Below are 22,957 nucleotides of genomic sequence, written 5' to 3'. Positions count from 1 at the left end.
CCAGGATCAAACTCTCCAAATAAATTTGTTAGCTTGATTAGCTCATTAAAAAGTTTTATAGTTTCTTTTTAAAACTGTCCTTTTTTGGAATTAACGTTGACTTAATTCGTTTAGTTTTCAATGTTCAAATCGTTGCGATTAACAACTTTTATATTTTAACATTTTTAAAATTCTTTGTCAAGTCTTTTTTAAAATTTTTTTTAAAAATGTTTTTTTGTCTTCATCGGAAGACTTAACTATTTTATCATTTCTTCGAATGTTTGTCAAGAAGTTTTTTTTTTTTTTTTAAAACTTTTTAACCGTTTACTTCGTTGAAATAATTGATGTTGTCTTTTCTTTAAGACTTTTTTTATTTTACCATTTCTTTTTTATTTTGTCAAGAAGTTTTTTCAATTTCTTAACATTTATTATTTTGAAATGTTTTATTGTTCGTCTTCTCTATCAGAAGACTTTTACTATTCTATCATTTAGTTCTAATTATGTCAAGCTTTTTTAAAAACTTTTTTAAAAAGAATTTATATTAATAGTTATCCTCCATCAGAAGACTTTTACTATTCTATCATTCTAGTTTGATTATGTCAACATATTTTTTAAGTTTTTTCTTTTTTTAATCAGTTAATCATTTAATAATTGTAAAAGAGAATACTATTCTACTATAGTATCCTCTTTTCTCTGCTTTATTTTCTTCTATATATTGTAAAAATCAAATACTGTAACAGGAAGATTACGTTTATGCTCTGATTTTAAATAGTGCCCTTCTATTATCTTTCTAATATCATCAGGTACATTTTTACCTTCTAAATAGTCATCTATATCATCATATGTTACACCTAGGGCTACTTCATCCGCTAAAGCCGGTCTATCTTCTTCTAAATCTGCAGTTGGTTTTTTCAAATATAAGTGTTCTGGACAATCTAAAGCTTTTAATATTGCCTTACCTTGTCTTTTATTTAATCTATATAATGGTACAATATCCGCTCCACCATCACCGTGTTTTGTAAAAAATCCTGTAATTGCTTCTGCTGCGTGATCTGTTCCAACAACTATACCTTTATTCATTGTAGCAATTGAATATTGAGCTTTCATTCTTTCTCTTGCCTTCTCATTTCCTTTAGCAAAATCAGAAATTTCTACTCCTGCTTTTTTTAACGAATTTACACTAGCATCTACTGCGTCCTTAATATTCACTGTATATACCTTATCAGGATTTATAAATTGCAATGCATCATTACAATCGGCTTCATCAAATTGCTCACCATACGGAAGTCTTACTGCAATAAAAGTATATTCTTCTCCCATTTCTTCTTTCAGTTCATTAATAGCCATTTGACATAACTTACCACATAACGTTGAATCTTGACCACCCGATATACCTAAAACAAGACTTCTTATAAAACTATTTTTCTTTATGTAGTCTTTTAAAAAGTTAATAGACAGTCTAATCTCCTCATCAACATTAATTTCAGCTTTACATCTTAATTTTTTTATTACTTCTTGTTGTAATGTCATATTCTCACCTATTAATTTGATTTTTTTGTTACTTTTTTCAATATTGTATTTCTATTTTCCCAACATTCTGTACTTAAATCCACCGGATAGAACTCAGGGTTTAATAATCGTAAGTACTCATTCCATAGTAGTTTTTTATTTTCTTTAAAGTATTCTGCACTTTCTTGTACTGTTGGAACTTCATAGATTTGCTTTCCATCTTTAAAAATATCTACATGTAGATCTCTTGCTTCAAAGTTTTTAACTTCTTTTTCTAAATAGGTGTGTGTCGGGTGGAATAATTTTATACTTGGCTCTGCACTTACATCTTCTTTTTCTAGGGCAATGTAATCACCTGCTGCCATTCCTGTATCTTTATTTATTATTCTATAAACTTTTTTAATACCTGGAATAGTTAATTTACCTGGATTTTCTGAAACTTTTAGTCTATCAATCATCTCTCCGTTAGAATTTTCTAAACATGCAAGTTTATACACTGCACCCAATGCTGGATTATCGTAAGCAGTTATAAGTTTAGTTCCAACACCCCATGCATCAATTCTTGCACCTTGTTGTTTAAGGTGAGTAATTGTATCTTCATCTAAATCATTAGAAGCCACTATTTTAGCATTTGGATAACCCGCTTCATCTAGCATTTTTCTGGCAGCTTTTGAAAGATATGCGATATCTCCTGAGTCTAATCTAATACCTAAGAAATTAATTTCATCTTTCAATTCATCTGCAACTTTAATAGCTGTCGGAATTCCTGAACGTAATGTATCATAAGTATCAACTAAGAAATAGCAATCTTTATGTGCCGCAGCATATTTTTTAAATGCAATTTCTTCATCTTCATACGCTTGAACGAATGAGTGAGCATGCGTTCCACTACATGGAATATTAAATAGTTTTGCTGCTTTTACATTACTTGTCGCTTCAAATCCACCAATTACAGAAGCTCGAGTCCCCCATATTGCTGCATCAAATTCATGAGCACGACGTGTTCCGAATTCCATACAAACTTCATCTGGACATAAGTGTTTAATTCTGGCAGCTTTTGTCGCTATTAAGATTTGATAGTTAACTATATTTAATATAGCAGTTTCCATAATTTGAGCTTGAATTAGAGGTGCCTCAATTCTTAGAAGAGGTTCATTCCCGAAAACAATCTCTCCTTCTTGCACACAACGGATATTACCTGTGAACTTCATTTTGCTCAGATAATCTAAATAATCCTCTGCATAACCTAATTCACGTAAAAAATCTATATCTGATTCAGAGAATTCAAACGAGTTCACATAATCAATAATTTTGGCAAGTCCAGCGAACACTGCATATCCTCCACCAAAAGGTATCTTTCTAAAATACACATCAAAATACGATTTTCTCTCATGTATTCCATCTTTGAAATACGCATATCCCATGTTAATTTGATAAAGGTCGGTATGCAATGCATCACCTTGATATTTATTCATAATTTCCTCCGATTTATGTATCATTAAATTTATTATCTATATATTAACATTTTAACAACTTTTTAACAAATATTTATACTTAAATATACACAATTAAATACTACTAAATTAACCCTTATATGTCTATACATTACGTATATTAACTATTCATACTGTTAACAATGAAAAGTATTTTTCTATAATATATTTTTTAAAATTCTACTCAATATAAAAAAGAAGTAACAAGTATTACTACCCGTTACTTCTTCGATTATTAGTGTTTGAATTTCTATTGGTTGCTCTTTGAGTTTGATTTTTCTCATTATTATTAGCGACTTCTTCATCTTTATCTTTATCATTTTCAGAAGATCTATCTTCCAATTTCTTTGTATCGCTAGTCTTTTTCGTATCATTAGTTTTCTTATCCGTTGTTTTGCTATCTTCCGCTTTAGTAGATTTCTTATCATCTTTTTTTGCTAACTCAGGAATTTTACTATCATCAATTCGTCCATTATTGTCTTCTATTTTTTCTAAATTACCATCCATAATAGATTTTATTGCAGCTTGAAGAAAGTTCTCCTGTAATGGAATATTAAAAATTAATTCACCTTGATAACTAAGACCATACTCTTGTCTTACCAAATCAGTAATAAAATATGGATCTTTTAACTTATCAATCACTAGCTCGTTAACTTTATTTTCTTTATCTAGATTTTCAATCATTTTATTCTGCTCTGCTAATTGCGAATTAATTTGTTTTTTATCACGTATGTACAGAAATGTTTGCAACAATGTTACAGATAATGCAAAAGTCATAATAACTAATATAATAAACTTACGTCGTTTTCTATATTTTGCCTTAGCTTTTAGCACATCTTTTTTAAATTGGCTATTCTGTTCTCTCATTTTCTAGTTCTCTTGATTTTTCTGAAAGAATTTTAAACATTTTTGTTGCATCTTCTTTTTTAGTGCTGTCTTTTAATTCTAACACCTCATACTCTACTTCTTTTTTCGCAAAATAAATAGTAATTTTATCCCCTATTTTTAAAGTACTAGATGGTTTTGCTTTTTTACCATTAATAGCTATGTGCCCTTCTGATGATATCTCATTAGCAACTGTTCTTCTCTTAATAATTCTTGATACTTTTAAAAATTTATCCAAACGCATTTAATCACCCCTAAATATTAGTACATTCTATTATCACATATTTACTTACTTTTCGCAAATAAAATCCTCGATAAATATTTCAAATTTTAAAATCCGCTATTTTATCCTATAAAAAACGAGAGCGACTTAAAATCTTGATTCCACAGAAATCAATACCTCTAAGTCAACTCTCTACATTTGTTAAAGTATTAAAGATTTAACAAACTACTTTATTATCATGAGTAGAATAATCCTACTATGCCCAGTTTCCATCTTTGAAAATAGCTATTTCTTTACCATCTTCTGTGTAACCAGTAATATTTGTTGTTGCTTCTCCTATCATAAAATCAACGTGAATTAAACTATCGTTAGCTCCCGCTTCTGCTAATTGTTCATCAGTCATTTCAGGACCACCTTTAACACATGTTGGATATGCTTTTCCTAACGCAATATGACAAGCTGCATTTTCATCAAATAATGTTTCTAAGAATAATATTTTCGTGTTAGATATAGGAGAATCAAATGGAACTAAGGCCATTTCCCCAATTCTTCTTGCCCCTTCATCAGTGTCTAATAAATTCTTAAGAACATCATAACCACGTTCTGCCCCGAAATCTACTACTTTACCATTTTCAAATTTTAACCAGAAATTATCAATTAGTACTCCACCGTAGTTTAATGGTTTTGCATTATATACAATCCCACTAGTTTCATCTTTGTGAGGCATTGTAAATACTTCTTCAGTTGGAATATTAGCTACAAAACGATCAGCCTTTTTAGCATAACTTCCCGCACTTTGCCAAATATGATTTTTCGGAAGTCCTACATATAAGTCTGTTCCTAAATCATTTGTAATATGTAGTTTCACCAATTCATTTTCATGTAAGAATTTAGCTTTTTCATCTAGAACTTTAATATGTTCTTCCCAATCTGCAACTGGGTCATCTCCAGTTGAACGACAAGCACTTAGAATTTGATCCCAAAGTTTTAAGTATGCTTCTTCATCACCTAGTTCAGGATATAGTCTTTTCGCCCATCCAACTGTTGAAGCAGACACAACACACCAAGGGCATTCGTCACTCATGATAGATTTCATGTAGTTACGCATCGCTTTAGAACGACCTACCATAGAAGCTTTTAATTTTGCACTATCTACTCCCGCTAACCCATCTGGATCATCACCGATAATAGATAAGAATGCTGCTCCTCCATCTAGCTCATCTTGATATTTGTCAATGTACCATTGTCCTACCGTACTTAGAGTTTCTTCCGTTTGATAATTCAAGTGTAATTTTGTTAACTCTTGATCACGCCATTCTACAGACACTCTTTTAGCCCCTAATTCATAGCATGCTTCTACTACTTTAGCAACAAAATCACGTGTTTCTGTACTAGCTCTAACTAAAACTGGTTGATCTTTTTGAATATTTAATCCAACTTTAGCTATAAGTTGTGCATATTTTTTTAATTGTATGTTTAAATCCATATGATTTACCTCGATTTTTAGACTAAATTTTGAAATAATCGCTAAATTTATTTCAATAATATATATTATACCACTTTTTATAAAATATTAGTAGAAGGTTCCAAGCGAACTTGAAACCTCCTGTTAAAATTATACTTCTCTAGTAGCTTGTTTTAGCCATTCTAATTCTTCACCTTCAAAGTGTGGTGCTAAAACTTCAAATACTTTTTTATGATAATTGTTCAATTCATATTTATCTTCACTTGTAAGAATAGATACATCAATAGCTTCTAAATCCCAAGGAACAAAAGTCATTACTTCAAATTCTAAGAATTGACCATATTCGTTTTTAACAGTATTTCTAATAATTAATTCATTTTCTAAACGAATACCATGTGAACCTGAAATATATAATCCTGGTTCATTAGTCATAGTCATACCATGTTTAAATGGCTCTGATGCACGATAAATTCCCCAGTGGATTCCTTGAGGTCCTTCGTGAATATTTCCTAGGTATCCTACCCCATGTCCAGTACCATGGTTGAAGTTTTCATAATCATACCATAATGGAGCACGAGCAAATAAGTCTACGTTTGCCCCAGAAATACCTTCCATGAATTTAAGTCTTGACAGACGTAAGTGACATTGAAGTACTCTAGTATAATCTCGTTTCAATCTATCACTAACTTCACCCATAGCTGTTGTACGAGTAATATCAGTTGATCCTTCTTCATAGTGTGCACCAGTGTCAGTTAAGAAGAAAGTACCAGTGCGTAATGGAATAGATGTTTCTTTAGAAGATGAGTAGTGTACGATTGCCCCATTTTCCGCATGTCCACAAATTGGCGCGAAACTTGGGCAGATAAATCCACCTTGTTCTTTTCTGAATTCTACAAGTTTATCAGATGCAGAAAGTTCATCTTCTTGCTCACTAATACCTTGTTTAACTAATTGTTTTAACCAATAGATAAATTTAGTATGAGCAATACCATCTTTTACGTGAGCTTTAATTGTGTGTTGTAATTCAACTTCATTTTTTATAGCTTTCATTAGAATTGTAGGATTTCTACGTTCTACTAATGTAATTTCTTTTGGAATATTGTTGAATACTGCATAGTTTAAGCAATCTGGGTCAACTAAAACAACGTCATTTCCTGAGAATTTTTTCACATCTTCGTAAACATTATTGTAAGGTTTAATATTTACATTGTTTTCAGCTAGGTGTTTTTTGATTTCATCTGATAATTTTCTTTCATCAACATATAAATCTACTTTATCTTCATAAACAACAGCATAACTTAATAGTAATGGGAAGAAATCTACATCCATACCACGAATATTTAATAACCAGCCAATGTCATCAAGAGTAGTAATAACATGGATATTCGCTCCAACTTCACTCATTTCTTTACGTACTCTTTCAAGTTTACTAGCAACAGATTCCCCAGCACGTTCCAAGTTTAAATAAAACGCAGGTGCTTCCGATAACGATGGACGATCTGTCCAAATTTCATCTACTAAATCTACTTCATATTTTACAGTAGCATTTTTGCGTTTTAATCTTGTAGCAAGGTTTTTACCTTCCCCAAAAGTTACTACACGGCCATCGAATCCTAACACACCATTTTCTGGAGTATTTTCTGTGATAAATTCTGCTATAGTTGGAACTCCTGGTTCACGCATTTTTTGTAATTCGATACCAGTTCCTTCTAATTGTTTTTCACCTTGTAAGAAATAACGACCATCTGTCCATAACCCTGCAAAGTCTTTAGTTACTACCAATGTCCCTGCAGACCCTGTGAATCCACTCATGAACGCACGAGCTTTGAAATGTTCCCCTACATATTCACTATTATGAAAATCAGCTGTAGGAACCATATAGACATCAATTCCATTTTTTTCCATTAATTCTCTTAGTTGAGCTATTCTTTCTTTTACTGCCATTTCCCTTACTCCTTTGTTATTTGTATTATATTTTCTGCAACTTTTAAATTTAGATGTAGCAGTTACATTTTTTACTACATTTATTTAATTATTACACTTATTATTCTATCATATAATGAAGCGTTTTTCATTATCAATACAAGTCATTAGTTATATTTTTTATTAAACTTACAACTTTAATATGTTAGATTTAATTAAACAATTAAACTCGAATCATCATTTTCATGTTTAACTATCATCTATACTATTTTAATAGTTCTTTAAAGTAATCAGTCGATCTAACTAAAGAATCTACGATTGCAGGTTCTCCTGATGAATGACCTGATACAACAATATCTAATTTACAATTATTTAATTTTTTACTTAATTCATATGCTCCTATAGCACGACAGTCAACGTCATAACGACCATGAGCTATTGTAGTTGGAATATCTTTAATAACATCAATATTATTTAAAATCCAATCGTCATCATCCCAGAACATATTATTCATCCAGAAATGACATTCAATTGTCGCCATAGAAATAGCATAATTGATTTCACCAAAACTTTGTTCTAGATTTGGATCAGGGTATAATGTTACTAAGCTTCCTTCCCACATACTCCATTCTTTTGCTGCTACTTCTCTCGTTTCTCTATCTTCACTTGTAAGTCGTTTATAATATGCACGAATCATATCATGACGTTCTTCTTTTGGAATAATACTTTCGTATCTTTCAAAAGATTCAGGATGTATATTACTTGCTCCACCTTTTTCATAAATCCAAAGTATATCTTCCCTACGACCTAAGAATATTCCACGTAATACTAATCCTAAAACACGTTCAGGATGTTTAATCGCATAACAAAGTGATAAAGTAGAGCCCCAACTACCACCGAATACTAGCCATTTATCAATATTTAAATCTTCTCTAATTTTTTCAATATCTTCAATAATGTGCCAAGTATCATTATTTTCTAAACATGCGTGAGGTGTAGATTTTCCACTTCCACGTTGGTCAAATAATATTATACGATAAAACTCGGGATCAAAGTATTGTCTGCAACTCGGTGCAGTTCCACAACCAGGACCTCCATGTAAAAATACTACAGGTACTCCATTAGGATTACCACTTTCTTCATAATAAATTGTATGTGTGTCATCTACTTTCAACATTTTAGAGAAATTCTCTTTAATAGCAGGATATAATGTTCTTAATTCCGCCATAATGACACCTCCTTTTGCATTTTTTCTTACAATTTAATTTTAACATATAATTTATATTTTTTCATTATTAATAAAAAATAAAATTTTATATTTTACTATTTTATAAATGAAATATTTTTTAGTGAATTTAGTTATAATACAATAAATAAAAATATTTCATAATTTTACAATACAACTACAAAAATCTATTTATATCGTTATATAAATGATTTAGATTTTATAAAATTATTTATTAGACGATAAAAAATAAGTAGAAATAAAATTCCTACTTATTTTTTATTTGTTTTATTCTTCTACTAGTGTTTCACCTTCACGTAATTCTACAAGAGAAGCTAGTTTTTTCTCGAATAAGAATACTAAAACGGCTACAACTACACAGACAATACCAATTCCTAATGAAAGTTTAATAATTGGTACTTCTGCAATTGCCGCATATAGAAGCCCATATCCTTTTGCAGCACCGAATGTTGCTACAATCCATACAGCCATCATAATTGATAGGATATGTTTTGGAGAGTATTTAGATACGAATGAAGCTCCAAGTGGAGAGAAGAACATCTCAGATACACTTAGTACAATGAAGAATAACACTACCCAAAGAATACTAGCTTTTTGAGTTTCTGGAGCTCCCACTCCACGACTAAATTCAGTTAATGCTAATACCCCAAATGTTGTTCCAAGAAGGAATAACGCAATAGATGCTTTTTTGTATAAGCTCCAGTCTCCTTGTGGACGAGTAGCAAGTTTATACCATAAAGCTCCTAAGATTGGACCTAAAACGATACAAGCTAATCCATTAATAGAATCTAACCAAGATGTTGGCACTGTAAATGTTCCTAACTTATCATCAATGAATTTTGGCATATAATCGTATAAAATTACGTATGTTAAATACCAGAATGTCCAGAAAACAACAGATAATAATGAAATAATTATGATTGAGTACACACGACGAACTTCGTATTTTTCTAATGAACGGTGTACTTTAGGTTTATTATCTTCATGTTTGTGTTCACCTTGAGCAAAAGGATGTTTCCCTGCATCCCCAAGAGATTTATAACCTAAAACGAACCAAATTGCTCCAATAATACAAATTAGACCTGCAAGTTTAAAACATTGTAAGTATCCGTTTGAGCTTGCTGTAGCAAGTTTTAAATATATAACCCCTACGAATGTTGTTCCAATAAATGATCCGATATTAATAAATGAATACATTGTTGAAAAAGCATCATCTTTACGTTTTTCATCACCTTCGAACAATTGCCCTACAACTGCTTGAAGATTACCTTTGAAAAACCCTGTTCCTAAAGAAACTAGAACAATCATAACCCAAAGAGCCGAATAAGAACCTACAAATCCTGCATATCCATATCCTAACCCCATCAATACAAGTCCAAGCGGAATCAAGTATCTTGCCCCTACAAATCTGTCTGCAATAAAACCAAACAGCACCGGCGCCAAATATGTAAAGGCTACAATATTAGATTGCATTGCTGCACCCTCTACCTTACCTAAACCAAGTCCACTTTCTCCCATTCCTCCAGCTATTACTGCTACAGTTACATATGTATATAGTAGCCAACGAGAAGAATAGTATGCACATCGTTCAAAAGCGAACGTGATTGAACTCATATAGAAACTCCACGGTTTACCTTTTTTAACCGCTACTTCTGACATAAAAACCCCTTCTTTCTTTAGTGATTAACCACCATTTTTTCTTTATTATATCACAACATATTTTATCATTCAACTATTTTCCGGAAAACGTTACAGATATTCTCATAATCGCTATTGTATTTACTTATTGTAAATGATATAATTATATTAAAGTTCATAATATTTTTAAAGGAGTTGTATAATATGAAACTTTCAAGAACTAATAAAATTTTATCTAAAATGAAAGAACAAGGGATTAACCAAGCACTTATTAGTGACTCTTATTCAATCTTCTATTTAACAGGACACCTAGAACATCCAGGTGAAAGATTTTATGCAGTACTTCTTGATGAAAATGGGAACCATAAACTTTTCATCAACGCTTTATTCCCACTGGATAAAGATTTAGGTTTAGAAAAAGTAGTTTATTCTGATACTGATAAACCTATAGAAATTCTATCAAAATCTATACCTAACGGTTCTGTTGTTGGTATTGACAAAGTTCTTCCAGCTAGATTTTTACTACCACTGATGGATTATTTACCAGAAAGTAAATTCGTCGATGTATCTCAAATCGTTGACCGCGTTCGTATGATTAAAGATGAAGAAGAAAAAGAACTTATGCGTCGCGCTTCTCTTCTAAACGACGAAGCTTGTCAACGAGTTATCAATAGTATTTCTGCTGAAAAATCTGAAAAAGATATTGTAAAAGATCTACTTGAAATCCACGAAGATTTAGGGGTTGAAGGTTTATCATTTGATCCAATCATCGGATATGGTGCTAACGGAGCTAATCCTCACGGAACAGTTGGTGATAGATATCTAAAACCTGGCGATTCAATCATCATCGATATGGGGGGAATTAAAGATAACTACTGCTCTGATATGACACGTACTGTATTTTGGAAACAACCAAGCGAAAAAGCTCGCGAAGTATTCGAAACAGTATTAGAAGCACAAAAACGTGGTGTTGCACTAGTTAAACCAGGTGTTAGATTCTGTGATATAGATGCAGCTTGTCGTGACTATATCACTGAAAAAGGTTATGGAGAATTCTTCACACACCGTACAGGACACCACATCGGTCTTGAATGTCACGAGTACGGAGATATTTCAAGTGTTAACGAAACTAAATGTGAACCTGGAATGATTTTCTCTATTGAACCAGGTATCTATCTTCCTGGAGAATTCGGTGTTCGTATCGAAGACCTTGTTCTTGTTACAGAAGATGGTTGCGAAGTATTAAATAAACTTAACAAAGAACTAGTTGTTATCGGGGAGTAACTAGTTAATATTGTAAGGGAAATCACTATTTAATAGGAATTTAAATTTGTAACGAATAATTGTAAAAAAGCATTGTATAGCAATACACTAATAACTTAACTCATAAAAAATAATAACTATAGTATAAAAGACGACTGATAAATTTATCAATCGTCTTTCTTTTATTATTCAAAATGTTTCTTTAAGAACTCTCCTACAATTTTCCAGTATTGTTCTCGATATTTTCTTTCTGCTTGAACGTGTTTCATACCAGGAAAACTATGAAATTCTTTTTCTGAAGTTATTAAATTATAAGCTTCTTTACCATGTTCTAAAGGAACAAAACCATCTTCCTCCCCATGTAATACTAATGCTGGAAGTTTCGTTTCTTTCAAACCTTTCGTCGCGTCTACATCTCCAAAGAAGTATCCCGCACGAATTTTAGTTACTGTATTCGCTGCTGGAATAACTGGGAAACTTGGTAAATTAAATAATTTTTTTAATTGATAAGTAAACTCTACTTTCAAATTCACATATCCACTATCTTCTATAAAAGTTTTTACATTTGATGGTAAGTTTTTACCTACTGCATTCATTACAGTAGCAGCTCCCATACTAATTCCAAATAACGCTGTATCAGCATTATTATTTTCAGCTGATATTTTCTTCACCCAATTAACTAGGTCATCAGAATCATAGCCACCCATTGAGATAAAATCACCCTCACTATTACCATGAGCAATTAAGTCTGGGGCAAAAACACTATATCCCATATCATAGAATTTTTTAATATAGTTAGCCATTTTCTTAGCATCACTAGTATATCCGTGAACTACAAAGATCCACTTCTTAGCAGCGGGATTAACAAACTTATAACCTACCAGCTTGTTCTTGGTAACAGACTCCATTTCTGTAACTTGTTTTGTCTCATCAAACCACTTGTTTATGGTTGTTTTATCCTCTTTACTACCATCACTATCTTGATTTACTATACCACTTTTATCAACTTTCGGATTCAACCCAAAGTTATAGAAATAATTTCCAACAAAACCAAATGCAACAACTAAAACAATTAGTAATGTTGCCAATATTTTTTTAAAATGCTTTTTCACTTTCGTCTACCTTTCATTTTCAACTTCAATAAAACTATTATACTATTGCTTCTAATAAAAGTAAACAAAAAATAACACCAATAGAGACTTCTAATATCTCTATTGATGCACTTTTTATTATTCTATTCCGTATTTTTCTTTAATAGCATCTGCTACAACCATGCCTGTAAACCATGCCACCATTAAATTATATCCACCGATTTCTCCATGTAAATCTAGTATCTCACCCGCGAAATATAAATTCTCTATTTTTTTGTGACTACAAGTTTTCGGACTTACTACTTTTAAATCTACTCCTCCCGCAGTTGTAAATGCGTATTCTAAAGGCATCGTCTTAACATCAATTAATTCATAACGTTTGATTTTCGTTACAAACTTCCTTAACTCCTTCTTACTAACATTTTCTGGGAAATATTTTTCTATCATAAAATTGTAAAAGCTCTTAGGTAATTTCCCTTGTAGGAATTTATTATCTTCCCACAATTTAGCAAATAGTTCCTCTTCATTTAGTTCAGGATAAAAATCCAAGTAAAACTTATCTTCAGGATGCCTTGCTACAAACTCACCCATAGATATTGATAACGGACCACTTAATCCTTTATGTGTAAACAACAAATCTCCGCTTCTTTCATTTTTCTTATGGAACATCCTTACATTTTGCAGTGCAACTCCTGATAACTCTGTAAAATCTTCAAATACTAAGGCTACCTCACTAGGATATATTTTCGTAATCTTAACCCCGTGTTTTTTCAGAATTCTATGTAGTGAACCATCACTTCCACTCTGAGGGTATGTTTTTCCACCTGCACACACTACGATATTCTTTCCGTAATAAGTATCTACATTTGTTTTTACACCAACTAATTTATCATCTTCAAATACTAAGTCTTCTACCTTTTCCTTATAGTTAATCTTTGCATGGTCTATTTTAAAAGCATTAACTACATCTCTAGCCTTCTCACTAGCTGGATATAATCTTCTATTTTCTTGTTTTAATTTCAAATTATGTTTATCAAAAAACTTCTTAACATTATATTTATGATACGCACTTCTTAAAAATCTACCATTATGCACAGCGGCTACAAAATCTTCAGCATTATCGCTACTCATAACATTACAACGCCCATTTCCTGTTAAAAGTAATTTTATCCCCGCTCTTCTATTTTGCTCAAGAACCAGAACTTTCAAACCACTATCATTAAGCCTATCAGCTATCATAAGCCCCGCACTACCAAGACCTATTACAATTACATCATATTTCATCTTAAATCTCAACTTTCTCTTATAAAATCAAACATCATCTAATTATAACACGTAATGATTTAGTTTCAAATTTTTCCTTATGGAAATTATAATAAGATTATTTACTATAGTTAAAATTTCTTAAATCTCCTCCTTCTTATTGGAATTTTTCCTTATTTTGTAATATACTAGAGTGTATATGTTTAGAATTATTTTCTCATTCATTCATTATGAACTGAATAGTGGGCTAACATTATTCTAAACAAGTTTGAAATAAAGGATTGAAATAATGAAACTAAAAAAAATTAGTATTTTGATTTTACTTCTTGTTTTCTTAATTCCAAACTTCACAAAAGCTGAAGATAACTTCCTAGATAATAATGCGGTAATTGATTTTAGCGACGTTAATTCTCATCTAGTTGTTTCGGAATTAAATACTGGAAAAATCATTTCTAAACGTGGAGAAAATGAAAAAGTATCAGTAGGTAAACTTCCTAACTATCTTGCACTTTACCTACTTGCTGACAATTTAAAAAATAATAAAATAACATTAGATTCAAAAATTGATATTAAAAATAGTGATGATATATTAACTAAATATAAATTTGAATCAGCTATTACCGTTAAAGATGCTATCTTCTTATTAGAAAATGAAGCGTCAAATGGTCTTAACCAAGCAATCTTTAGTCATTTCAATATCGATATTACAAAAGCTAAGGATATACTTGCAACTATGTCTCTTAACGATACAAAACTAGAGACTTTTGATAACAACAGTTCTACTAATATTAGTACTGCGAAAAATATTTCATATCTGACTAGTTTAATATTAAAAACTTATCCAGAAATAACAGAAATAACAAAAAATCCAGAACACACACTTGCTACTGGAGAAAAAATTAAAAATAGTGTTGAGTTTAAAGAATCTGATAAATTTAGAGTTTTAGGACTAGATTATTCTGAAAAGAACAGCGTTACATATGCATATAGCGGTAATACTAAACTTATCATTACTGTGCTAAACCAAAGTGATGATAAAGCTGCTTATTTTGATAAACTTCAAAAATCTTATGACTACTTATTTACAAACTATCAATATAAACTAGCACTTAAAGCTGGTACTTATACAATAAATAATGAAAAAATTACCTTCAATGAAGATATTTATGATTTATTCTATGAAAAACATTCTATAAAAGATGTAACATATTTACTAATGAATAAGAAAATACTTCTTTTCCAAAAATATGAAACTACATCTGCAAATGAAGGAACAGTTTTTTCTGAGTTCGCCTCTAATAACAACACTGGTACATTCGATAAAGTTAAGTCAAACTTTATCAACGATGAGAACTTTGATAAAAAAGATAACTACGAAAAAACTACTATTGTTATAGATCGTACGAAGTACTTTGCTACTGGTATACTGGCAATATATACACTTGTTTTTGCAGCACTATACGTTATGAGACAAGTGGTTAGAAAGGATTAGATATGGAGCAAAATAATTTAGTTTTTGAAGTAGAAGGTGCTATTTACGAACTTGTCTACAATTTTAAAGATGCCTTCCAAAAAGAAACGTTTGAAGAGAAATTAGTAGACGTTTTAAAAAATAAACCCTATATTGTCGGAGATATTTCTCATGAAAAACTACGACTTACTGGATTTATTTTAACAAAGGATAACAATAATCCTAAGAACATAAACAACCTTGAAGATTACATTCTAGAATACTGTAATTTTGGAGCACCGTTCTTTGTAGTAAAAAAACGAAACTCATAAAAGAAATAAGGCTGACCCAAAAGTCATAAAATTTAACAAAGTGTATATGAGAACTCATAGACGCAGTGGTTTATTGATATCTAAATTCGCTTTATAAAAGCTTTTTAGATATCTAATAAACTGCGCGGGGGTGACTCGACAAAATCGATTTCTACGAAATCACGATTTTTGAGTCACTCCCATTTTTCTATATAAACTTAGCGCATACAGCTTCTGGAACAGTAATCTCTGAATCAACAACTGTTAACTGTCCTGTCGTTTTATCTATTCGATATACAGTAATCGTTCCACTATTTTCATTCGTCGCTAGCGCAAACTTATTATCTTTTGATAAATCAAAATCTCTAGGCCCTTTACCAAAAGTACTAATAGTTTGAATTTGTTTTAATCCATCTTTAGTATTTTCAAAAACAACTATCGCATCTTGTCCTCTGTTAGAAACATATATATACTTATTGTCATTTGAAATTTTTATCGCACTACCTTTATTTTCTAGTGTAAACCCTTCTGGTAATGTAGAATAATATGTTGGATTAGCTAAATTCCCCTTTCCATCATAATCAAATGTAATTATTTCACTAGTAAGTTCCGTCATTACAAAAGCTTGTTTTTCATCACTACTAAATACTATATGACGAACTCCACTTCCATCTTTAGCTTTAAAAGTAGCTACTTTTTCTAGAACTCCCTCATTAAGTTTATACGATGTAATTTCATCAGTTCCTAAATCACATGAGAAGACATACTTTTCACTTGGAGTAAAGCCAGAGAAATGAACATGGGGTTTTTCTTGTCTTTCATGTACTCCACTTCCTTCATGATGGTCAGTCGATAGAAGTTTTACTAATTTCCCATTTTCAACAGAGTAACTATCAATTGTACCTAAATGATAGTTGGCTGATAATAAAGTATTTTTCTCTGAGTTCAATTCCACATAACAAGGAGGATTTCCTTCTTGAGCTACTGATGTTAATTCTTTCAAGTTACCATTCTCTTCAACCTCAAAGCTAGAAACAGCTCCTTTTCCATCTACTCTAGATACACTATATAAATACTTGTTATCATTAGATAATGCTAAATACGTTGGATTGTCAACCTTTGCTGTATTTCTAACTTCTAATACTTTCCCTTCTTCTGATAAGTCTACTAAGTATATCCCTTCACTGTCTTGTTTTGTATATGTTCCAATATATGCTCTTACCATTATTTTTCCTCCTACTTTCTATATATTAATTATAACATTTTCCAAAAAATTTTTATAAAATTTTCTCTCACCTATTATTCGTATAAACCAAAATTATCATTTTTTTTGAAAACTAAAAATCCTGTTTTACGGATTTTTCATCATTTTCATAAAGTTAAAATTCGTTTTTTGTTGTTTTTTTGTCAAAAAATCAATTTTTCAAAGAAAAAAACTCCAAAAATTCTAACATTTAAGATTTTACATATCTCAAACTTCTTGTTATAATAGACTATATTAATTAAAGTATATTTTAGGAGGAAAACCGTGAAACACGAATTTATATTAGTTCTTGACTTTGGTAGTCAATATAACCAACTTATCACTCGTCGTGTACGTGAACTTGGTGTATATTCTGAACTACATGACAATGAAATTTCTATAGAAGAAATCAAAAAAATGAACCCTAAAGGAATCATCCTTTCAGGTGGACCAAACTCAGTTTACGAAGAAAACTCTCTTACTATTGATGATGAAATCTTCAACCTAGGTATCCCTGTACTAGGAATTTGCTACGGAATGCAACTTATGCAACACAAACTAGGAGGAAAAGTAGAATCTGCAACAAGTAGAGAATACGGAGCTCACAATGTTGATGTAACTCCAGGAGCTAAACTATTCGAAGGCACTCCTGCTTCTCAACAAGTATTAATGAGTCACTCTGATAAAGTAGTTGAACTTGCTGAAGGATTCAAAGTTGTCGCAACAAGTGATAACTGCCCAATCGCAGCCGCTGAAAATGTAGAGAAAAACTTCTACTGCTTCCAATTCCACCCAGAAGTGCGTCACTCTGAATACGGTTATGACTTAATTAGAAACTTCATCCGTAACGTGTGTAACTGTACTGGCGATTGGACAATCCAAAACTTCATTGATGAGAAAATCGAAGAAATTCGTGCAGAAGTTGGAGATCAAAAAGTTCTTTGTGCGTTATCTGGTGGTGTAGACTCATCAGTTGTAGCTGCCCTACTAGACAAAGCAATCGGTGATCAACTTATCTGTATGTTTATCGACCACGGTTTACTTCGCAAAGGTGAAGCTGAAGCTGTAATGAACACATTCAGTAAAGAAATCGAAGGTGGATTCAACATGAATCTTATTAAAGTCGATGCTAAAGATAGATTCTTAGGAAAACTTAAAGGGGTAAGTGATCCAGAACAAAAACGTAAAATCATCGGAAATGAATTCGTTTATGTATTCGATGAAGAATGTGCTAAACTACATGACGTACCATTCTTAGCTCAAGGTACTCTTTACACTGACGTTATTGAATCAGGAACTAAAAACGCTCAAACAATCAAATCTCACCACAATGTAGGTGGATTACCAGAAGATATGCGTTTTTCTCTAATCGAGCCTCTTAACACTCTATTCAAAGATGAAGTTCGTGCATTAGGAGAAGCTCTTGGTCTTCCTCATGAAATTGTTTGGCGCCAACCATTCCCAGGACCTGGACTTGGTATTCGTGTCCTTGGAGAAGTAACAGAAGAAAAACTTCAAATCGTACGCGACAGTGACTTCATATTACGTGATGTTATCGCTAAACGCGGATTAGAAGGCGAAATTTGGCAATACTTCACATGTCTTCCAGACATTCGTTCAGTAGGAGTTATGGGAGATGTACGTACATACGACTACACAGTTGCAGTTCGTGCCGTAACAAGTATCGACGGTATGACAGCAAGCTGGGCTCACATTCCATTTGAAGTACTAGAAGAAATCTCAGCTCGTATCGTAAACGAAGTTGCTCACGTTAACCGCGTAGTCTACGACATTACTAGTAAGCCACCAGCAACTATTGAGTGGGAATAATATTATAGTAAAATATATAGATAAAAGCCTTGATTTTTAAGGCTTTTTCTTTTAAAAAAATTAAGCAAAATAAACTTTTAGGCATAAAGTACCCTGCCAACTCCCCTGCCGAAGAGTAAAATTTACAATGTATGTAAGTAAACAGAATAAAGAATGAATAACACCATTCAACTACTAAAATAGTCGTAACCTTTAATTTAAGGTTGCGACTATTTTTTTGCCCAAATTGACTACTATGGGTATACCCATATTGGATAAAATCAAATTCTACTAAATCAACAACCAAAATGTCCGTTATACATGTCTAAAAACTAAATTACAGGAGGTTCAAAAAAATGAAAATCGGATATATACGAACGTCAACCATAGACCAAAACCTAGATAGGCAAAAACAAATTATGAAAGACCATAATATTGAATTGCTGTTTAGCGAACAAGAAAGTGGAAAAGATACAAACAGACCTATTTTAAATGAAATGCTAAACTCTATTCGTGCAAATGATGAAATTGTCATAGCCTCACTCGATAGACTTAGCAGAAATTACAAAGATTTAAAAGAAATAATACAAATAATAAAAGATAAAGGAGCAACTCTAACAATAGTAGATGCTCCTTTTCTTAATTTTAATACTGGTAACTCTACCCTAGACATCGCTATGTTCGACATACTCCTTTCTCTACTTGGATATATTGCACAGAATGAACGTGAAAAGATACTCGAAAGACAACGTCAAGGAATAGAACAAGCCAAGAAACGTGGTGTCTATAATGGACGTCCCCTCAAATACCATGCAAATGCTAAAAACTCTCAGGATAGATTTATATACGAAAGTGTAGTATCTATGCTCCAAGAGAAAAAACCTGTTCAATCAATTGCAAAACATGTGGGAATAGCAAAATCCACTGTGTATGAAATCAAGAAACGAAATAATTTCCTTTAAATTTTTTATTGCATTGTTTATCGAAATTTACTTATTTTTATTTATATATTATAACTTTGAGAGTTTAGCTTTTCTACATGGACATTTTAACCTTATTTTGTCCTTGTTATTTTCTATAATTTTTGTATCTAAACTTATCAAAATATTTTATGTATAATAAAATCATGAAGAGAGGAGCGACTTTGTATGAAGGACAAAATTAATTCACATAATACCTCTGATAATTGGCACTCTGTCTACGCTGATATAGCAAACCTTGTCGGAGAAGATAATACCATAAAAATATACAGATACTTTAGAGGAATGAATATCAACTTTCCTATGAAGCTATTTACAAAAACAGGTCTAGAGAATATAATAAAAAACGAGTACAATGGTTCTAATGTAAAAGACCTAGCTAGAAAATATGGCTACTCTATGCGTCATATCAATCGCATTGTAATTGATAATAAATTAAGAAATAAAAAAGGAGAATAAAGGTGAATAAAAAAATAATCACAATAGTATCAAGCATAGCAGTTATCCTTATTATTGCTGTTGGTTTCTTCTTTTTCCAAAGTTCTGGAAAAAATAGTATAAAAGCTGAGCATGATAAATACTTAGCTCTTATCAATGATACCCATGATTTTAATGGCGGACTTAAAGGATTAGAAACTTTAGATAATGACAAAGGACAAGAAGCTTTCAAAAATATTAAAATTGAAATAAAGATCGCTAAAGAATTAAAAAATGCTGACTCCAGTCTTGATAATAAAGATGTGGATTCTGCTAAAAAATCTATAGATAAAGTTGATTCTCTTACTACTGATAACTCTTTTGATAAAGCTATTGAGTGGCTAAAAGAAGATATCACTAATTATGAAAAAGCTCTAAAAGAAATTAAAGAAGCTAAATCTGATGATATTAATTCAATACTAGATAAATATAAATTTAAACATAGTTCTTTAAAAATTGTCCTTACAGAAGGTTCTCCTTCAAAAACTGATAGCTCTAAAACTAAAGTATCAGAAGATACAAATAAAACTACTCAAAAGAATACTGATCAATATAAAGTCGATAGCTACGATTCAGCTTTAGCTCAAAACTACAATCACTATCAAGATGCTATTTTTGACTACATAAAAAAATCTAGTGAGGCTGTTTCTGAAGCTACTGGTGTTCATGCAGATAGAGTATCATATGGAGGAATTGATTCTAGAGGAATAATTGTAAAAATTTTTGATAACCAAAAAGGTGAAGTAGGTCACTATATTTTCACATATAACATTAATACGAATATGTGTACATTGGATAGCGTTCAAGCAGGACCAGTAGTTACATACAAAGCTATATATCACGTTTAATAAAATTGTAGCTTATAAAAATCCGCATACTAGTTCGATTAGTTAACGCTACAACTAACGTGCACGTTGAATTTTAAAAAATAATAATCTAAACCTCAGGACATTTATATGTACAAATGTCCTGAGGTTTTTTATCTTATATTATCATTAATAATCTAGTAAAATTTAAAAAGAGTTAGTTATAAATAAATAATAAAAAAGGAGATGTCACATGGCAACTATTACACCAACATTAGCAACAAGTTTAGAGGAAATAAATAAAGAAATTGTAAACTCAACAACATCAATAATAATTACAAATAAAAATCTATTTCCTGCTATAAAGAAAAGATTTAAACATATAAAGCTAGATAATAAAATAAGTAAAGCTTCTAAAATTACTGGATTCAGTATGTTAGCTCTGACGATCTTATCAGCTGAAATTACTGTACCTGTTGGGCTTACACTTGCTGGAACAAGTTTCCTATTAAGTAGAATACCTGGTTTCGTGAAACAAGCTGGTCAATATAAGGTTTTAGATTTATCACAAAAATCTGACACAGAAGATTTCTTAGTTCTATTAAAAGTTAAAGGACAAAATTCATTTAATGAAAACAATGATGTTCTTGACTTAGAGAATTTCAAAGCACCATTATCTGAAAATAATAACGAGGTTCACAATGAAGACAGTATTTAATATAGAGTATAATAATTATTTAATAGAATTAAAAATGTTAGGAGACTTTATATTTCTTTATATAGATAATATTGAACAAGATTTTTCAGAATTTGAAAGAAAAGTCACATTATCATATAATGGTAATGATACAATTAAAATATCATTAAAAAAACCTCGATTTCACAAGCAATGGAAGCTAAATGTAATATTTAATAATCAAGTGATTAATGAAAAATTCATTACCTCAACGGGAACAATAATAACAAATGATACAACAAAAAAAGAAAAAGGTGTTTTTATAAAGAGATAATCACAACCTAAACTAAAAAACCTAATTGGCATAAAAGCTAATTAGGTTTTTTTACTTTTTATAAAAAGGAGCATATAAAAACAATGACAAAAATACAAGTTGTACAACTTAAGCAAGAAATATTAAAAGAAATACATATCAATAATAATACTACCTTCTCCTCTCCCGATGTTTCTGGAGAGTTTTTTATTGACTATATTGGTAACTTTGATAGAGAGGTATTTGCAGTTGTTGGTATGAATGTGAAAAATAAACCAACTTACTGTGAAATTTGCCACATAGGAGTATTAGATTACTCACCTGTTCACTTTAGAGAAATATTTAAAGGTGCTATACTCGCTAATTCAAGTTCAATAATAGTTAGTCACAATCATGTATCTGGTAATTTAAAACCTAGTAATGAAGATATTAAGATAACTAAAGCTTTAATAGAAGCTGGAGAATTATTAGGTATTAATGTATTAGATCATATAATTGTAAATGATACAGACTATCTATCACTCAAAAAAGACAATAATAACTGGGGAGGTACACTATGGTAGACAACACTCAAATTTCTCATTTACTACAAGAACAGCTAAATCTAAATATTAGAGAGGACTATTTAACATCTGAAAGCTATCTATTAGGTACAGATGAACTAGATTCAGAGTTATTACCTACTAACTTTTATAATGTAATGAGTCCCGCTTCATATCTAATTATCTTTTTCTATTACAATGACATTACTATCTATGTATTTTATAATTCAGACTGCACTAAGAAACTCTTAACTGGAATACTTAAAAATGAAAGGTTGGTGTATTACAAATATGAATAAAAATAATTCAAAAAAGGAAATCGGTATATTAGATTGGCTAAAAGCCATATATGAAATAACCGTAATAATAATT

The 22,957-nt window shown here is 31.0% G+C and carries 22 protein-coding genes; 11 read left to right on the top strand and 11 right to left on the bottom strand.

What is annotated here, in order from left to right:
* Window positions 1-687: 687 nt before the first annotated feature.
* The 8 genes from nadE to O5Y44_RS02570 all read right to left on the bottom strand — a co-directional run bounded on the left by nadE (window position 688) and on the right by O5Y44_RS02570 (window position 10,382).
* On the bottom strand, window positions 688-1,509 hold the full coding sequence (gene nadE, locus O5Y44_RS02605; protein ID WP_271987197.1) for an ammonia-dependent NAD(+) synthetase: 822 nt from the start codon (window positions 1,507-1,509) through the stop codon (window positions 688-690).
* A gap of 11 nt (window positions 1,510-1,520) precedes the next feature.
* Window positions 1,521-2,963 carry a nicotinate phosphoribosyltransferase gene (locus O5Y44_RS02600; RefSeq protein ID WP_271965220.1) on the bottom strand — a complete coding sequence of 481 codons (1,443 nt, stop codon included), beginning with the start codon at window positions 2,961-2,963 and terminating at the stop codon, window positions 1,521-1,523.
* A 231-nt stretch (window positions 2,964-3,194) separates the two neighbouring features.
* A complete protein-coding gene (locus O5Y44_RS02595; RefSeq protein WP_371465462.1) occupies window positions 3,195-3,848 on the bottom strand; it encodes an FtsB family cell division protein in 654 nt (217 codons plus the stop codon).
* Complete coding sequence (locus O5Y44_RS02590; RefSeq protein ID WP_102170456.1) at window positions 3,832-4,110, bottom strand: RNA-binding S4 domain-containing protein; 279 nt, start codon at window positions 4,108-4,110, stop codon at window positions 3,832-3,834. The genes O5Y44_RS02595 and O5Y44_RS02590 overlap by 17 nt, the downstream gene beginning before the upstream one ends.
* Window positions 4,111-4,345: 235 nt before the next feature.
* Window positions 4,346-5,575 carry an aminopeptidase gene (locus O5Y44_RS02585; protein WP_271987196.1) on the bottom strand — a complete coding sequence of 410 codons (1,230 nt, stop codon included), beginning with the start codon at window positions 5,573-5,575 and terminating at the stop codon, window positions 4,346-4,348.
* A 129-nt stretch (window positions 5,576-5,704) separates the two neighbouring features.
* Complete coding sequence (locus O5Y44_RS02580; protein ID WP_271965218.1) at window positions 5,705-7,498, bottom strand: aminopeptidase P family N-terminal domain-containing protein; 1,794 nt, start codon at window positions 7,496-7,498, stop codon at window positions 5,705-5,707.
* Between the two features lie 244 nt (window positions 7,499-7,742).
* Window positions 7,743-8,705 carry a prolyl aminopeptidase gene (pip, locus tag O5Y44_RS02575; RefSeq protein WP_271965217.1) on the bottom strand — a complete coding sequence of 321 codons (963 nt, stop codon included), beginning with the start codon at window positions 8,703-8,705 and terminating at the stop codon, window positions 7,743-7,745.
* 285 nt (window positions 8,706-8,990) lie between these two features.
* Window positions 8,991-10,382 (bottom strand): peptide MFS transporter, encoded by a 1,392-nt coding sequence (locus O5Y44_RS02570; protein ID WP_371465461.1) that lies wholly within the window; start codon window positions 10,380-10,382, stop codon window positions 8,991-8,993.
* Window positions 10,383-10,565: 183 nt separating this feature from the next.
* Here O5Y44_RS02570 and O5Y44_RS02565 point away from each other — a divergent pair, with 183 nt between their 5' ends.
* Window positions 10,566-11,645 (top strand): M24 family metallopeptidase, encoded by a 1,080-nt coding sequence (locus tag O5Y44_RS02565; protein WP_371465460.1) that lies wholly within the window; start codon window positions 10,566-10,568, stop codon window positions 11,643-11,645.
* 164 nt (window positions 11,646-11,809) lie between these two features.
* Here O5Y44_RS02565 and O5Y44_RS02560 read toward each other — a convergent pair whose 3' ends face one another.
* Window positions 11,810-12,712 carry an alpha/beta hydrolase gene (locus O5Y44_RS02560; RefSeq protein WP_371465459.1) on the bottom strand — a complete coding sequence of 301 codons (903 nt, stop codon included), beginning with the start codon at window positions 12,710-12,712 and terminating at the stop codon, window positions 11,810-11,812.
* 141 nt (window positions 12,713-12,853) lie between these two features.
* Complete coding sequence (locus O5Y44_RS02555; RefSeq protein ID WP_371465458.1) at window positions 12,854-13,999, bottom strand: BaiN/RdsA family NAD(P)/FAD-dependent oxidoreductase; 1,146 nt, start codon at window positions 13,997-13,999, stop codon at window positions 12,854-12,856.
* Window positions 14,000-14,267: 268 nt separating this feature from the next.
* Here O5Y44_RS02555 and O5Y44_RS02550 point away from each other — a divergent pair, with 268 nt between their 5' ends.
* Both O5Y44_RS02550 and O5Y44_RS02545 read left to right on the top strand, forming a co-directional pair.
* On the top strand, window positions 14,268-15,470 hold the full coding sequence (locus tag O5Y44_RS02550; RefSeq protein WP_371465456.1) for a D-alanyl-D-alanine carboxypeptidase family protein: 1,203 nt from the start codon (window positions 14,268-14,270) through the stop codon (window positions 15,468-15,470).
* A gap of 2 nt (window positions 15,471-15,472) precedes the next feature.
* The gene (locus O5Y44_RS02545) at window positions 15,473-15,760 is read left to right on the top strand and encodes a YutD-like domain-containing protein (protein WP_003147842.1); all 288 of its coding nucleotides are present in this window, start codon (window positions 15,473-15,475) and stop codon (window positions 15,758-15,760) included.
* A gap of 187 nt (window positions 15,761-15,947) precedes the next feature.
* Here the strand turns inward: O5Y44_RS02545 and O5Y44_RS02540 are convergent, their stop codons facing one another.
* Window positions 15,948-16,964: a lactonase family protein gene (locus tag O5Y44_RS02540; protein WP_271965208.1), complete on the bottom strand. Its 1,017-nt coding sequence runs from the start codon at window positions 16,962-16,964 to the stop codon at window positions 15,948-15,950.
* A 303-nt stretch (window positions 16,965-17,267) separates the two neighbouring features.
* Between O5Y44_RS02540 and guaA the strand changes: the two genes are divergently transcribed.
* From guaA to O5Y44_RS02500, 8 genes are all read left to right on the top strand, one after another.
* On the top strand, window positions 17,268-18,812 hold the full coding sequence (gene guaA, locus O5Y44_RS02535) for a glutamine-hydrolyzing GMP synthase (RefSeq protein WP_271965207.1): 1,545 nt from the start codon (window positions 17,268-17,270) through the stop codon (window positions 18,810-18,812).
* A gap of 335 nt (window positions 18,813-19,147) precedes the next feature.
* Window positions 19,148-19,753 carry a recombinase family protein gene (locus O5Y44_RS02530; RefSeq protein ID WP_371465454.1) on the top strand — a complete coding sequence of 202 codons (606 nt, stop codon included), beginning with the start codon at window positions 19,148-19,150 and terminating at the stop codon, window positions 19,751-19,753.
* Window positions 19,754-19,939: 186 nt separating this feature from the next.
* Window positions 19,940-20,230 (top strand): Mor transcription activator family protein, encoded by a 291-nt coding sequence (locus O5Y44_RS02525; protein WP_371465453.1) that lies wholly within the window; start codon window positions 19,940-19,942, stop codon window positions 20,228-20,230.
* A 2-nt stretch (window positions 20,231-20,232) separates the two neighbouring features.
* Window positions 20,233-21,096: a hypothetical protein gene (locus tag O5Y44_RS02520; protein ID WP_371465452.1), complete on the top strand. Its 864-nt coding sequence runs from the start codon at window positions 20,233-20,235 to the stop codon at window positions 21,094-21,096.
* 211 nt (window positions 21,097-21,307) lie between these two features.
* The gene (locus tag O5Y44_RS02515) at window positions 21,308-21,772 is read left to right on the top strand and encodes a hypothetical protein (RefSeq protein ID WP_371465451.1); all 465 of its coding nucleotides are present in this window, start codon (window positions 21,308-21,310) and stop codon (window positions 21,770-21,772) included.
* Complete coding sequence (locus tag O5Y44_RS02510; RefSeq protein ID WP_371465450.1) at window positions 21,756-22,064, top strand: hypothetical protein; 309 nt, start codon at window positions 21,756-21,758, stop codon at window positions 22,062-22,064. Before O5Y44_RS02515 ends, O5Y44_RS02510 begins: the two co-directional genes overlap by 17 nt.
* 83 nt (window positions 22,065-22,147) lie before the next feature.
* Window positions 22,148-22,606, top strand: coding sequence for a JAB domain-containing protein (locus tag O5Y44_RS02505; RefSeq protein ID WP_316446886.1), 459 nt, complete (start codon window positions 22,148-22,150; stop codon window positions 22,604-22,606).
* Window positions 22,600-22,884, top strand: a complete 285-nt coding sequence (locus O5Y44_RS02500) for a hypothetical protein (protein ID WP_371465449.1) — start codon at window positions 22,600-22,602, stop codon at window positions 22,882-22,884. Before O5Y44_RS02505 ends, O5Y44_RS02500 begins: the two co-directional genes overlap by 7 nt.
* The last annotated feature ends 73 nt before the right edge of the window (window positions 22,885-22,957 follow it).

Origin of the sequence: Gemella sp. 27098_8_155, assembly GCF_041433725.1 — a bacterium.
GTDB classification, from domain to species: Bacteria; Bacillota; Bacilli; order Staphylococcales; family Gemellaceae; genus Gemella; species Gemella haemolysans_D.
The sequence above is the reverse complement of the archived record's forward strand: the minus strand, read 5'-3'. Positions and strand labels throughout refer to the sequence as shown.

Bases quoted from the DNA above. Each gene is read 5' to 3' on its own strand.
- nadE (WP_271987197.1), bottom strand. From the start codon at position 1,509: ATGACATTACAACAAGAAGTAATAAAAAAATTAAGATGTAAAGCTGAA.
- O5Y44_RS02600 (WP_271965220.1), bottom strand. From the start codon at position 2,963: ATGAATAAATATCAAGGTGATGCATTGCATACCGACCTTTATCAAATT.
- O5Y44_RS02595 (WP_371465462.1), bottom strand. From the start codon at position 3,848: ATGAGAGAACAGAATAGCCAATTTAAAAAAGATGTGCTAAAAGCTAAG.
- O5Y44_RS02590 (WP_102170456.1), bottom strand. From the start codon at position 4,110: ATGCGTTTGGATAAATTTTTAAAAGTATCAAGAATTATTAAGAGAAGA.
- O5Y44_RS02585 (WP_271987196.1), bottom strand. From the start codon at position 5,575: ATGGATTTAAACATACAATTAAAAAAATATGCACAACTTATAGCTAAA.
- O5Y44_RS02580 (WP_271965218.1), bottom strand. From the start codon at position 7,498: ATGGCAGTAAAAGAAAGAATAGCTCAACTAAGAGAATTAATGGAAAAA.
- pip (WP_271965217.1), bottom strand. From the start codon at position 8,705: ATGGCGGAATTAAGAACATTATATCCTGCTATTAAAGAGAATTTCTCT.
- O5Y44_RS02570 (WP_371465461.1), bottom strand. From the start codon at position 10,382: ATGTCAGAAGTAGCGGTTAAAAAAGGTAAACCGTGGAGTTTCTATATG.
- O5Y44_RS02565 (WP_371465460.1), top strand. From the start codon at position 10,566: ATGAAACTTTCAAGAACTAATAAAATTTTATCTAAAATGAAAGAACAA.
- O5Y44_RS02555 (WP_371465458.1), bottom strand. From the start codon at position 13,999: ATGAAATATGATGTAATTGTAATAGGTCTTGGTAGTGCGGGGCTTATG.
- O5Y44_RS02550 (WP_371465456.1), top strand. From the start codon at position 14,268: ATGAAACTAAAAAAAATTAGTATTTTGATTTTACTTCTTGTTTTCTTA.
- O5Y44_RS02545 (WP_003147842.1), top strand. From the start codon at position 15,473: ATGGAGCAAAATAATTTAGTTTTTGAAGTAGAAGGTGCTATTTACGAA.
- O5Y44_RS02540 (WP_271965208.1), bottom strand. From the start codon at position 16,964: ATGGTAAGAGCATATATTGGAACATATACAAAACAAGACAGTGAAGGG.
- O5Y44_RS02530 (WP_371465454.1), top strand. From the start codon at position 19,148: ATGAAAATCGGATATATACGAACGTCAACCATAGACCAAAACCTAGAT.
- O5Y44_RS02525 (WP_371465453.1), top strand. From the start codon at position 19,940: ATGAAGGACAAAATTAATTCACATAATACCTCTGATAATTGGCACTCT.
- O5Y44_RS02515 (WP_371465451.1), top strand. From the start codon at position 21,308: ATGGCAACTATTACACCAACATTAGCAACAAGTTTAGAGGAAATAAAT.
- O5Y44_RS02510 (WP_371465450.1), top strand. From the start codon at position 21,756: ATGAAGACAGTATTTAATATAGAGTATAATAATTATTTAATAGAATTA.
- O5Y44_RS02505 (WP_316446886.1), top strand. From the start codon at position 22,148: ATGACAAAAATACAAGTTGTACAACTTAAGCAAGAAATATTAAAAGAA.
- O5Y44_RS02500 (WP_371465449.1), top strand. From the start codon at position 22,600: ATGGTAGACAACACTCAAATTTCTCATTTACTACAAGAACAGCTAAAT.